Annotated in this window: 11 protein-coding genes; 5 read left to right on the top strand and 6 right to left on the bottom strand. The window is 49.1% G+C overall.

Translation table 11 applies throughout. The annotated features are described in order from the left end of the window. Positions 1 to 85: 85 nt before the first annotated feature. Positions 86 to 2,473 carry an outer membrane beta-barrel family protein gene (locus tag HMPREF9431_RS02955; protein ID WP_004379609.1) on the bottom strand — a complete coding sequence of 796 codons (2,388 nt, stop codon included), beginning with the start codon at positions 2,471 to 2,473 and terminating at the stop codon, positions 86 to 88. Positions 2,474 to 2,756: 283 nt separating this feature from the next. Here HMPREF9431_RS02955 and HMPREF9431_RS02950 point away from each other — a divergent pair, with 283 nt between their 5' ends. From HMPREF9431_RS02950 to rny, 4 genes are all read left to right on the top strand, one after another. Further along, positions 2,757 to 3,389: a hypothetical protein gene (locus HMPREF9431_RS02950; RefSeq protein WP_004379608.1), complete on the top strand. Its 633-nt coding sequence runs from the start codon at positions 2,757 to 2,759 to the stop codon at positions 3,387 to 3,389. Between the two features lie 147 nt (positions 3,390 to 3,536). Further along, positions 3,537 to 3,830, top strand: coding sequence for a hypothetical protein (locus HMPREF9431_RS12765; RefSeq protein WP_004379607.1), 294 nt, complete (start codon positions 3,537 to 3,539; stop codon positions 3,828 to 3,830). 6 nt (positions 3,831 to 3,836) lie between these two features. Continuing rightward, positions 3,837 to 4,136 carry a cell division protein ZapA gene (locus HMPREF9431_RS12760; protein WP_004379606.1) on the top strand — a complete coding sequence of 100 codons (300 nt, stop codon included), beginning with the start codon at positions 3,837 to 3,839 and terminating at the stop codon, positions 4,134 to 4,136. A 31-nt stretch (positions 4,137 to 4,167) separates the two neighbouring features. Continuing rightward, positions 4,168 to 5,703 carry a ribonuclease Y gene (gene rny / locus HMPREF9431_RS02935; RefSeq protein WP_004379605.1) on the top strand — a complete coding sequence of 512 codons (1,536 nt, stop codon included), beginning with the start codon at positions 4,168 to 4,170 and terminating at the stop codon, positions 5,701 to 5,703. A 643-nt stretch (positions 5,704 to 6,346) separates the two neighbouring features. Here rny and HMPREF9431_RS02930 read toward each other — a convergent pair. From HMPREF9431_RS02930 to HMPREF9431_RS02910, 5 genes are all read right to left on the bottom strand, one after another. Then, entirely contained in the window at positions 6,347 to 6,985 is a 639-nt protein-coding gene (locus tag HMPREF9431_RS02930) for a response regulator transcription factor (protein ID WP_004379604.1), read from the bottom strand. Positions 6,986 to 7,003: 18 nt separating this feature from the next. Continuing rightward, positions 7,004 to 8,272 carry a phospholipase D-like domain-containing protein gene (locus tag HMPREF9431_RS02925; RefSeq protein WP_004379603.1) on the bottom strand — a complete coding sequence of 423 codons (1,269 nt, stop codon included), beginning with the start codon at positions 8,270 to 8,272 and terminating at the stop codon, positions 7,004 to 7,006. Between the two features lie 19 nt (positions 8,273 to 8,291). Continuing rightward, positions 8,292 to 9,272, bottom strand: coding sequence for a KpsF/GutQ family sugar-phosphate isomerase (locus tag HMPREF9431_RS02920; protein ID WP_004379602.1), 981 nt, complete (start codon positions 9,270 to 9,272; stop codon positions 8,292 to 8,294). A 1-nt stretch (position 9,273) separates the two neighbouring features. After that, entirely contained in the window at positions 9,274 to 10,026 is a 753-nt protein-coding gene (gene kdsA, locus HMPREF9431_RS02915; protein ID WP_004379601.1) for a 3-deoxy-8-phosphooctulonate synthase, read from the bottom strand. 160 nt (positions 10,027 to 10,186) lie between these two features. Continuing rightward, positions 10,187 to 12,535, bottom strand: a complete 2,349-nt coding sequence (locus tag HMPREF9431_RS02910) for a mechanosensitive ion channel domain-containing protein (protein ID WP_004379600.1) — start codon at positions 12,533 to 12,535, stop codon at positions 10,187 to 10,189. Positions 12,536 to 12,697: 162 nt separating this feature from the next. Here HMPREF9431_RS02910 and HMPREF9431_RS12165 point away from each other — a divergent pair, with 162 nt between their 5' ends. Further along, the gene (locus HMPREF9431_RS12165; RefSeq protein ID WP_155812923.1) at positions 12,698 to 12,913 is read left to right on the top strand and encodes a hypothetical protein; all 216 of its coding nucleotides are present in this window, start codon (positions 12,698 to 12,700) and stop codon (positions 12,911 to 12,913) included. Positions 12,914 to 13,109 lie beyond the last annotated feature (196 nt).

The following is a 13,109-nucleotide window of genomic DNA, read 5'->3' as shown; positions in this document are numbered from 1 at the left end:
AAATGTATTTTTTCGTTGCGGGCAGGGTGCATCCATCGCGAAAAAGATATTTTTGGAGGATTTTTGCTTTGCTGCCGCGCAACATTCATAGCCGTTCCAACTCTTCAAGGGTTCTCTCCACCTTGTTGAGTTGCTGTTTGCCAAAGCTGTAACTGAAGCGCAATACGATTTTGCGGCTCTCGCCATAGCCCCACGACGCAAGGTATAGGGCGTCCTTCGTGCCGTAGCTATCCCAGCGTTCAGAGTGCAAGATGTCGGTCATCAACAGCGATAGCCGCATGCGCCCATCGTCCCACCTTTTGTTGAGCCCCAAATCGATGCTGCCCGTTGCGCGACTCACCTCATAGCTCCCACCCTGACGTTTGGAATGATAGCGCCCCGAGATTTCGGCATTGATGCCCCAAGGCAGAAACAGGGTGTTGCTCATCGACAGGCTGCACGATGGGCGTTTGTAGTGTTGCCGATAGGTTTCGTAATCCAACTTGTTGATGAAGTAGTAGCATCCCAGGTTGGTGTTGAAGTCCCACCAGGCGGTGAAGCGTTTTGAGAAGATGGCTTCTGCGCCCATTTGCTGCTGCTTGCCGATGTTCTTCGTCGTCATGATGGTTTTGTTGTGGTCGAAAACATCGGTCAGCGCGGTGAAATAGTCGTCGAGTTGGTTGTAATATACGTTCATCGACAGGTTGCCGCGGGTGTAATTCAACGTTATTTTGTGGCTGATTTGGGGTTTCAGGAATGGATTTCCTTTCCAATAGGAGAGTTCGTCGAGCAGATATTCAAAGGGATTGAGATCCTCGTAGCGCGGTTTGTCTTGCCGCCGGCTGTAGAATAGCGCCACTTTATTTTTCTCGTCGATGGTGTAGGTAGCCGACAAATTGGGGAACAGCTGCAGTTTCGAGCGACGATTTTCTTCTGTCGTTTGCTGCCGATAAGCGTTCAGCCGGTTGTGCGTGTGCATATATTCCATGCGCATGCCCGCGCTCAACGTCACTTTCTGCCACGCATGGGCGTATTGCAGATAGCCCTCGAGGTTCTTTTCGTTGTAGTAGAAATGATTTGAGCGCTGCGGGTCGGTTGCTCCGTTCTTTTTAAAAAGGAAATCGTTATCGCTTTTGATGAGCGACATTTTAAGCCCCGCGAGCCATTCGTCTTGTTCGTTCGGATGAAACTTATAGTCGGCCAGCAGGGCGTAGATGTCAATCGTTTTGTCGGGCTGCGAATAGAACCGGTCGGAACGAATGAGGGTATTGGCTGCCGAAAAATAGTGATTGGGCTGTTCGCAGTGTGCAGTGCCATCGAAATGTGTCCAGTCGACCGTGAACGACAAGGAATGCTCTTTGGTGGGTTGATAGCGATAGTTCAGGCTGTTGTTGTAGCGCACTTGCCGTTGCTTCTTGTAATCGTTGCTTGCCTTCAGTGTGCCGTCCAACAGCGATGTACCTCGGTAGACATAGGTGGTGGTTTGCGTTAGACCAGGACCAGCCAGCATGCTCACCGAACTATTAACAAGCCATTGGCTTTTACTACTGGGTTGCCAGGAAAAATCGATGCCCGCCGCGATGGTGTTTCGCTTGTCGGTGTCTACCGTCGAAGATTGGCTCTTGTCGCCCTCCTGCATCTTCTCGTAACCATAATCCATGGCGTAATGCCCCAGGCTGTGGTTGTAGCTAAGACCTAATTGCCACTTGTTCGTGTTGTAGGCGAAGGCGAGGTCGGTGTTTTGCTTTAGGTTTTCCCAGTAAGAGAGGCCGTTTGAGGCGGTCAGGAAGATGCCCGATTTTGCGGCCGTCTTCAAAACGATATTGATGATACCGCCGGCTCCATCGGCTTCGAAACTTGCATTCGGATTTGGCGCCGTTTCTATGTGTGCAATTTTTGAGGAAGGCAGCGCGCGAAGGTAGGCCGTCAGTTCGTCGCCTTGCAGCATTAATTTCTTTCCATTCACATAGATGGCGGTGCCGCCGAGCGTTGCTAAGGAGATGTTGCCCTTGTTGTTGACCGAAACGCCTGGGGAATGTTTTAAGACATCGATGGCGTTGCCGACATCTGCAAGATAGGATTGCGCCACATGGATGCGTATTTTTCCATTTGACGCGCTGGTTATCGGACGCGACTTGCGGGCAGTGATCACAACATCTTTCAGATGGATTTCGTCGGGCACCAAGCGGATGTCAGCTATCGTGGTGCCTTCGCCCACCACGATGTCCTGCTTCACCTCTTTGTAGCCCAACATTCGTATGTAGAGTAGGAAGTGGCCTTGCTGCGCGGCGAACGAGAAGTGCCCGTCACGGTTGGTGAGCGTGGTTCCGACGAGAACGTTGTTGGGTTGGGCGATGAGCATCACGGTGGCAGCATCTGCACCTCGTCCATGCTCATCTAAAACGGTTCCGTTGAGCTTGCCTTGCCCGCTTACAAACAGGGAAACTCCCATGCTGATGCAAGACAGCAGCGCTCTTATAAAAAAGGTATTCATCGTGACTGATTTTTTATTTGTGAACGGTCTAAGGCAATCAAAAATGGCTTTCAAATTGCCAAATGTAGTTTATCGGTTGCAAATATAAGCATTTTCCTCGTTTATGCAAGCGATTTGCCTTGTAAAATGGTTGTGCCCGAGGGTCGTTTGTACGAAATGAAAGATTAAAAGGTGCGTTTCGACGGCCTTTCGTATGTAAAAATTAGGTCAATCGCGTGAAATGTTGTACCTTTGCGCAAACATTGAATTTGAAACATAACTTAGAATCATAACGAAACAAAAAATGGGATTTTTTTCTAATATTCTCAAGAGAAGGGAAGCAACCCCCAAGGCGGGCGGGATGGAAGACTACATGATGCTCATCAGCGTTTATTTTGAAGCATCGCTCGCATCCAACTTGGGCATTAACAATTTGGGTATGCTTCCCGAGTTGCGCACGTTTAAAACCACGCTGCATGTACCCACGCTCAACAACAAGTTGGGATTGGGTGAGCGCAAACAATGTGAGAAGATGATGCGCGAGATTTATGGCACCAACGACAATTTCTTCCGCGAAGTAGATGCGAGCATTCGCAAAAACTGCCGCAAATTGCAGGATGTGCAGCCTTATATGGCTCAGTTCCAAGCCTTCTGCCAGGACTTGATGATGCTCATTGGCAACCTGATGAAATTGAAGTTGCGTCTGCCGTCGTTCATGAAGAAAGCGCTCTACACCATGACGGAGAAGACCATCAACGACGTGCTGACCAAGAACGATTTCACCGACCCGGGGGTGATGAAAACCGTCTTGCACGTGCGCCAGTATCAAAAGCGGTTAGGATTTTCGTCCAAATGGATGACCGATTTCGTGTTCCAAGTGGTGCTGTTGAGCAAAAAGGAACCGCGTGTGAAAGACGATGCCGCGGCGAAAAAATAGTTTCTTAAAGATTGTGCACACCATTTCACGAGTTTTTATGGCTGCTCTTGGCAACGTGCCACATGGGGCGTTACGCGGGGCAAAACTTAAAACAAGATTTGGCTGTTCCAATCTAAATCGTTAAATTTGCGACTAAATTATAATCTTATGGACGCGACCGAAGAGGCGTTAAATTTGTTTTCTACTCGCATTCGGCAACTCATCTTCCAGTATGACGAACTGAAAAAGGAGCATGCTACGCTCGAAGCGCGCTTGATGGCATGCAGGCAGGAGAACGAAACACTTCAGGCGCAGTTGGTGCAGGCTCAGAAAGATTATGATCGATTGAAAACCGCGAAGATGCTCGAAGTGACCGACACCGATGTCGAAAGTGCTCAGAAACGGTTGCAGAAGCTCATTCGCGACGTCAATAAATGTATTACGCTGCTCAGTGAACAGTAGTGAAGAATGGCTGAAGAGAAGAACAAAACGCTGCGCATCACGTTGCATGTCTATGATAACGAAATCCCGCTAACAGTGTTGCGGGAGGACGAAGCCTTATACCGTGAGGCGGCAAAGGTTATCACCGACACGATGAATGTTTACGCAGAAAAATATAGAGGGCAAATAGGCCGGGAACGATTGCTTTACATGGCGCTCATCAACATTGCATTTCAATATGCACGTGAAGCCCGACGCAACGACACCGAGCCCTTTCACGAGATTCTTCGAAAGCTTACTTCTGAAGTCGAAGCGGCGTTAGCATAGGAGTTAAGCATATTCATAAAATAAATCATACATGTTTCTAACAATTATAACAGTCTGTGTGGCACTCTGCATTGGAGGCGCAGCAGGATATAGCATTTTCCGCTATGTGATTAAAGGAAAATACAATGAGATGGTGGCGGCCGCCAATAAAGAGGCCGAGGTGCTGAAAGAAAAGAAGCTCCTGGAAGTGAAAGAAAAGTTCCTCAACAAGAAAAGTGAGCTTGAAAAAGAGGTGCAGCAGCGCAATCAAAAGATTCAGCAAAATGAGAATCGATTGAAACAGCGTGAGATTACCCTCAACCAACGTCAAGAAGAATTGGGGCGTCGGAAACAGGAGGTGGATCAAGAGCAGCTGCGCATCGACAATGAAATCAAACTTCTGGGGCTTAAGCAGCAAGAAGTGGAGAAAATGCAGAAGCAAGAGCAGGAAAAGCTCGAAGAACTTTCCGGACTGAGTGCCGAGGAGGCGAAAAGCCGATTGGTGGAGAGTTTGAAGGACCAAGCTAAGTTGGATGCTGCCAGCTATGTCAACGAAATTATGGACGAGGCCAAGCTTAATGCCAATCAGCAAGCCAAAAAGATTGTGATTCAAACCATTCAGCGCGTGGCTACCGAAACGGCCATCGAAAATTCGGTGAGTGTGTTCCACATCGAAAACGATGAAGTGAAAGGACGCATCATTGGCCGCGAAGGGCGCAACATTCGCGCATTGGAGGCCGCTACGGGCGTTGAAATCGTTGTCGACGACACGCCCGAAGCCATAGTCATCAGTGCTTTCGACCCCATTCGCCGCGAAGTCTGCCGTTTGGCGCTCCACCAATTGGTTTCCGATGGGCGAATCCATCCCGCGCGTATAGAAGAGGTGGTGGCCAAGGTGAAGAAACAACTCGACAACGAAGTGATTGAGACGGGCAAGCGCACGGCTATTGATTTAGGCATTCATGGGCTCCACCCCGAACTCATCCGCATCATCGGAAAGATGAAATACCGGTCGAGCTATGGGCAAAACTTGTTGCAGCATGCCCGCGAAACGGCCAATCTCTGTGCTGTCATGGCCAGCGAGTTGGGGCTCAATCCCAAAAAGGCTAAGCGCGCCGGATTGTTGCACGACATAGGCAAAGTGCCCGATGAGGAAAGTGAATTGCCCCACGCTTTGTATGGTGCGAAGATAGCAGAGAAATATAAAGAGAAGCCCGACATTTGCAATGCCATTGCCGCCCATCACGATGAAGAGGAAATGACCACGTTGCTGGCACCGATTGTGCAAGTGTGTGATGCCATCTCCGGTGCGCGTCCGGGTGCACGTCGTGAGATTGTTGAGGCCTATATCAAGCGGCTCAATGACCTCGAAGCCATAGCGATGAGCTATCCGGGTGTGACGAAAACCTATGCCATTCAGGCTGGACGAGAATTGCGTGTGATTGTGGGTGCTGACAAGATGACCGACGAAGAGAGCACCAAACTCAGTGACGAGATTGCAACGAAGATACAGAATGAGATGACTTATCCAGGTCAGGTGAAGATTACCGTGATACGCGAAACGCGTTCTATTGCTTACGCAAAATAAACCTCATTCTACTTGACACAAGCGGAGAATTTCAACAGAAGTTCTCCGCTTTTTTGTGGCTTGCCAGCCTTGTGGTGGTGCACTTTGTGGCCTGAAAATGCTTGTTCGGGGGTGACAATCGCCTGTTTTTGATAAAACAGCACAATCTCCCCGGGAACTAACATGTTTTTTCTTTGAAACGGATTAGATCCCCGGGAACTAACGTGTTTTTTCTTTGAAACGGATTAGATCCCCGGGAACTAACGTGTTTTTTCTCTAAAACGGATTAGATCTCCAGGAACTAACGTGTTTTTTCTTTGAAACGGATTAGATCCCCGGGGACTAATGTGTTTCAGTTTGGAAATAAAAAATCCCCCGGGGACTAATGTGTTTCAGTTAAGGAAATGAAAAATCCCCTGGGGACTAACGTGTTTCAGTTTGGAAATTGAAAAATCCCTCGGGGACTAACGTGTTTCAGTTTGGAAATTGAAAAATCCCCCCGGGGACTAACGTGTTTCAGTTTGGAAATTGAAAAATCCCCCGGGGACTAATGTGTTTCAGTTAAGGAAATGAAAAATCCCCTGGGGAATAACGTGTTTCAGTTTGGAAATCGAAAAATCCTCCGGGGACTATGCCGTTTTTGAGAGGGTGGGAGCGAACGCCCTTAAATTTTGTTGATGTCCACATAACCGTGCATGACGGCGTAGATAGTGAGGGCGCTGACGCTTTTCATGCCGAGCTTCTCGGTGATATTTTTTCGGTGGCTGATGACCGTTGTAAGGCCAATGTTAAGCTGGCGGCCAATTTCTTTGTTGATGAAGCCTTGTGCAATGAGTGCAAGTACTTCGATTTCGCGGTCGGTGAGCAGTTTCGTTTTGAGCGCTTTGGGCATTTCGGGCAAATTCCTTCCGCCGGGATGTCCATATTGCTCTAATTGCAGAATGGCCTTCACAAGTTGCTCTTCGCTGGTGCTGATGCAAAGCGTTTTAAACTCCATCACCTTGTGCTCGTGAGTTTGTTCTGTGGTAAGGACAATCGTTTTTTGGTGCTGTGCCAAGAAGAAGGGGCGATTTTCGAGCATGATTTTCAGGGCCACAAAATAATGTATGAACTGTTGGGCACCGGCAGTTTCGAGCTCATTGAGTGTCGAAAAGGTTTCGATGTCGGCAATGGGCATCACGTTTTGTAGCAGACTTTTCAGCCCGATTGTTGCCAGGACATTGTTGTCGATGATGGCGATTTTGGGTCGCATTGCCGCATGAGGTGGCATGTGGTCTGTGGGGTGAGGATTGTTTTCGCTCATTTTTTCATCAGATTGATTTTATAAAAAGGGAGCAATCACATGGCCTATGAATCCGCGGAAGCGCTGCCATGGTGTTCGCCATTGTTTCCATTTTTCTTCGGTGAGGCAGAAACTATCTTTCTTTTCGCGATTGAACAGGTCGTCCAACTGCTTTGTGGTGCAGGGGTCGAGGATTACGGCATTCTCTTCATAATCCCAACTGAGGCTCCGTGCATTGAGGTTGGCACTGCCAACGGTGCAAAGTTGTCCGTCGACGGTGATGATTTTGGTGTGATGAAACCCAGGTTCGTAGAGCCAGATGTGGCAACCTCGTTTCATGAGTTTGTGGGCGTTGTAGAAACCACAGTCGGGAGTGAGGGGAATATCGCTGCGCACGCTCAGCATGATGTCGACTTTCACGCCTCGGGCTGCAGCACGCTTGAGCGCTTGTTTCAGCTTGTGGTTGAGGGTGAAATAGGGGTTGATGATTTTAATACTGTCGCGGGCGTGGTTGATGGCCGAGAGATAGAACTGGCGGATAATCTTATTACTGGTGTGGGGCTCACGATTGATGATGCCCACCTGCTTGTGCCCTTTGCTTGTGCACACGTCAGGTTTGAGTCCTTGAAACACGTTGGGCTGCAACTTTCCACCGCGGAAATATGGTGCCCCACCGACGTGCTGCCCTGTAGTTTTGTTCCAAATGTTGAGGAAAATCTGTTGTAGGGTATTCACAGCGCTACCTTCTATGCGGCAATGCATGTCGTGCCATTCGCCCACAGCCTCTGTGCCTTTGATGTAGTAGTCGGCCACATTCATGCCGCCCGTATAAGCCACGGAACCATCGATGACCACAATCTTGCGGTGGTCGCGTGCAAAGACGTGATTGATCCAAGGGAAAGTGATGGGGTCGAATTCGTAGATTTCGATTCCTTTCGCGCGTATGGTGTCAAGATGCTGCCGCTTGAGCGGACGATTGTTGGAGGAATTTCCAAAGGCATCGAACAAGGCGCGCACTTCTACGCCTGCTTGTGCTCGTTCTTCTAAGAGGCTAAAGAGCAGGCTGGCGATGGAGTCGTTGCGAAAGTTGAAATACTCTAAATGGATGCTCTTTTTGGCTTGACGAATGGCGCGAAACATATCGTCGAACTTCTCTTGTCCCGAGGGCAGCAATACCACGGTGTTGTCGTGGGTGAAACTAACGCCATGGCTCATTAAGTCGCGCTTAACAAGGGTGTCGGCTGATTGTGCCACGCTTTGTAAGGCGCAACTCAAGAGCAAACTGATGGTGAACAGTGTAGATTTCAAATCGTGGAAATAGGTTTTATTACAACATGCAAGCGTAATGATCAACTACGCCAAGCAAGTGTTTTTGTTCGTCAGTTACGAGCACGGTATGGATTTTGTGCCGGTGCATGATGGCTTGAATTTCGGTGATTTTGGTGGTGGGCAACACGTGTTTTGGCGTGCGTGTCATGATGTCGCTCACGGTGTGGTTGAAGAATTCGGCTTGCCAGCGCTCCATGGCACGACGAATGTCACCGTCGGTAATGAGGCCAATCACTTTATTGTCTTCTAAAGCAACACCCAAACCTAATTGGCCTTTGCTCACGCAGATGATAGCTTCGCCCAAGTGCATATCTTGTGGGATGATGGGCAGGTCCTCTGTGCGCATCACGTCACCTGCTGTCATGAGCAAACGTTTGCCCAGCTCACCACCAGGATGGAATTGGGCGAAGTCCTGTGGGCGGAAGTTGCGCACTTGCATCAGCGCTATGGCTAAAGCATCGCCCATGGCCAAAGCTGCCGTGGTGCTGCTGGTTGGTGCAAGATTAAGTGGACACGCTTCCTTTTTCACCCACACTTGAATGTGCGCATTGCTATATTTCGCCAACAGCGATTGCGGGTTGGCTGTCATCGAAATGATGGGAATGTTCATGTGGAGCACCATCGGAATGAACCGCAACAATTCGTCGGTCTGCCCCGAATTGCTCAATGCCAGCACTACATCGTCGGCAGTCATTACACCCAAATCGCCATGGTACACATCCAAAGGGTTGATGAAAAAGGCGGGTGTCCCTGTAGAAGCCAGTGTGGCTGCAATCTTTGCACCGATATTCCCACTCTTTCCAACACCTGTCACGATGATTTTTCCGTGACAGTTATACATCATCTCCACCGCCTTAGTGAAGTTCTCGTCTACTTGTGGAATGAGTTCGTGAATGGCTTCAGCTTCTTCTTTAAGCGCTTGAATGCCCCATTGGCAGGCTTGTTGGATGCGTGTCTGTATATCGTTATCTTGCTCCATTTTACAATAGTTTTTCAATGAGTCCTTGCAAGTTGTCGAGTTGCAGCATGTTGGGGCCGTCGCTTAATCCATGGTCGGGGTCGGGATGCACTTCAAAGAAATAGCCCGTTGCTCCAAAAGCCTTTGCTGCAAGCGCCATGGCAGGCACAAATTTGCGGTCGCCACCCGTTGAACCATTCCCGGCTCCGGGGCGTTGTACGCTATGTGTGCAGTCCATTATCACAGTGGGGACGAAAGCCTTCATGTCGGGAATGTTACGGAAATCAACCACCAAATTATTGTAGCCAAAACAATTACCACGTTCGGTGAGCCACACCTCCTTGGCGCCACTCTCCATGGCTTTCTCCACAGGATAGCGCATATCTTGGCCGCTTAGGAATTGCGCTTTCTTGATGTTCACCGTCTTCCCAGTTCGGGCAGCAGCGACAAGTAAATCGGTTTGGCGACAAAGGAATGCCGGAATTTGCAGCACATCGCACACTTCGCCGGCGGCTTCTGCTTGATAACTCTCGTGAATGTCGGTGAGTAGTTTCAGCCCATATTTTGCTTTGATGTCGGCCAACATTTGCAATCCGTGTGTCAATCCCGGACCTCGGAACGAGCGGAGCGATGTGCGGTTAGCTTTGTCGAAAGAGGATTTAAAGATGATATCAGTGCCCAATTTGTTGTTGATTTCAACCAATTTGCGGGCAACGATATCTAAAATTTCTGCGGATTCAATCACGCAGGGGCCAGCAATGAAGATGGGTTGCATAAGCATAAACGTTTTTACTTGGTGTGCAAAATTACATAAAAAGGAAGAAAAGCGCAAACTTTTCCTCCTTATTCTATTGCTTTTGCAAGACGTTTTCCTATTCTTTAGGTGCTAATTCCTATTCTTTTTTAAAGGCATTCCAAACGGCTTGTTGTTTGTTTTAATTTTGACTCGTTTCGTTGTTCACAATGTGCACATCTTGTTGTGGGAACGGAATCTCGATGTTGTTGGCGTTGAGTGTGTCGTATGCACATTCCAGAATGCGACTGCAATCAATGGCCTGAGTCAGCACGGGCACCCACGCTACAATCTTGAGCGTCACGGCACTGTCGGCCAATTCTTTCACCATCACCGTCACACCGCGGGTGACGTCAACGCAAGGCAACTTGAGAATGTTCTTCTGCAAGAGCTCTCTCACTTGTTTGAGGTTGTTGCCATAGGCCACACCCACTTCTAAAACAGCGACCTCGTAGCCATGGTTTTTCGTCATGTTCTTATAGTTCTTGGTGAGTAGCTGGCTGTTTTGGAAAGAAATAACCGAGCCATCGTTGGCCTCGATGGTTGTAGAGATGTAGCTGATGGAACTCACACGACCGCGGATGCCATCGCAAATGATATAGTCGCCCACCTTTACACGACCCGCCATGAGCGAAATGCCGTAGTAGATGTTTTCGAGAATATCTTTCATGGCAAAACCAACACCTGTTGAAAAACCGCCCGAAACAACCACAAGCCAAGTGTTGTCGATGTGGAAGACGGCTAAAGAGCAAATGGTCCAAAAGCCCCATACGGCCACCTGAACTACATTCTTGGCCATGGTGAAACGGCTCGCGGCCGTACTGAGGTCGGAGCGTTCGAAGTGGAGTTTTAAGAACGCTTTTATGCTATGGTTGAGGTATTTGAATAAGAAGTAAATCGACACCACCTCAGCCACCGAAAGGATGCTGGCCGAGAACCATTTGGTGTTGATATAGGCATGGCGATAGATGTCCCAGATTTTATCGCTGAGATTAAACACATCAGCCGCCCAATAAATAGCCAAGAGGAATGAGGCGATGGCGAGCACGGGTAGCACCACCTGATAAACAAGGCTAAAGCTCCATGTTTTGGTGATTTTTTGCTCTCTCATGCGATGCTTAATGCCCCAGGCTTTGAGCCAACCACGCAGACAAGTGATGGTGAGGATGCACGTGAGTTGCATCATCCACCAAATGAGCACTTGCACGCTGAGCAGCGTGTAGCCCATCCACGAAGCCAGCAAGGACAGTCCAAACACCAGCAGCGACGCATAGGAAAGCAGCGTGTCGCTCTGGGGAACATGGCGCGTGTGACGGCGAATAACCAACCATTGCCACAAGGTGAAGACGAGCAGCATAGGGGGCAGCAGTAAATTCACTAAGTTGTCGGGGATGAGCACGATGCGGAAGATAATCACGCTAAGGCTCATGCCCATGAGAGGCGCATAGAGATAGAACGCGCTTTTAATTTGGCGCCCGCCTAAACGCAGCAATAACGAGACTAAAATCACGGCCACCAACCAAGTGTAGCCCACGAGCAAACTGCTCGCCATGACAATAAAATGTTGTGAGGCGAAGAAGAAACGGATGAGTCCTAAGATTACGGCCAACGTGATTGCCGATGAGGCCATGACAATATATTTCCGCCGGGCGATGATGGCGGGGCGGCGCAAGCGTTTGGGCATGAGATAGCGGGCGATGAGAAAATTGGCAGCAGCAGCGATGAGCCCATAGAACACAATGAGACTGAAAAGCGTGACGATGTAACGCCCGTCCCATTGCGAGCGCACCTTGGTCTTCTCAAAATATTTGCTTTGCACGGCCAGTTTCGACTCTTTCAGGTTCTCGGGCAGCTGTTTGAGCAAGCTGAAATAGTTCTGTCCTGCGTTGTTGAAAATCGAGAATTGAATTTCGCGGTAACATTGGTTGGCGTAATCGTTGATTGCTTGTAATTGCTGCTCAATCGAGTCATAATAACGAATGTAATCGGTGAACTGCTTGCTGTTGTCGCTCAAGGTGTGGCGGATGTTGATGGCCAGCGTCAGACACACCCCCTTATCAAGGCGCGCCTTGGGACCGAGATTGGCCACGTTCATGGAGCTGAGCGTGTTGATGAGATTATCGTAGCGTGCAATCTCCGACTTATTTTGGTCGATGAGTTGCCGAACAGGCAGCAGGTTTTGCTTAAAGTCCTCATATTGCTTGGTGGCCTCGTGGCAAGCATAAGCCAAGTCGAACACATATTCGGGCTTTTGTGAATAGAGCATCAGCGCATTTTGGTTGCTCCGCGCCATCACGTTGAACAACATGTCTTGAACCGCATTTTGCTGGTCTTTCATGTCGCCCGATTGCCGGTCTAAGTCATTGCGATAGTTGGTAAGTTCGGTGCGAAGAATAGAGAGTGTGCTTTCAATGTTACCCTCTTTGAGCACAGCGCGAGCCGGCAACAGCAACAGCAGTGACAGCAGCAGCAAGGACAGTTTTTTCGTCATATTTTGAATGTTAAATGCGTCTTGTTTCGTGCAAAAGTAATAAAAAGTGGAGTAGGAGCAGGTGTTCGCCCCTGATTTTTGCAGTTTTTTATGGATGATGAGCCGTCCCACGCAATCCAAATAGGGTAGATGTCCCAAAGGTTGCCGGTGAGGTGCTCTCCGATGGACAAAATCAAAAATGATTGCCGGCGAGGTGCTCTCCGACGGACTAAATCAAGAAAAGGTTGCCGGCGAGGTGCTCGCCGATGGACAAAATCGAAAATGATTGCCGGCGAACTGTTCGCCGATGGACAAAAACAAGAAAAGGTTGCCGGCGAGGTGCTCGCCGACGGACTAAATCGAAAAAGGTTGCCGGAAGAGGCTCCGCCGATAGACTAAAACAAGAAAAGGTTGCCGGAAGAGGCTCCGCCGATGGACTAAAACGAAAAAGGTCGCCGGAAGAGGCTCCGCCGATGGACTAATTCAAGAAAAGGTTGCCGGAAGAGCCTCCGCCGATGGACTAAAACAAGAAAAGGTCGCCGGAAGAGGCTCTGCCGATGGACAAAAGCAAGAAAAGGTTGCCGGAAGAGGCTCC

Origin of the sequence: Segatella oulorum F0390 (genome assembly GCF_000224615.1) — a bacterium.
Classification (GTDB): domain Bacteria; phylum Bacteroidota; class Bacteroidia; order Bacteroidales; family Bacteroidaceae; genus Prevotella; species Prevotella oulorum.
Note: the sequence above shows the minus strand (reverse complement) of the source record. Positions and strands in the feature narration are given on the sequence as shown.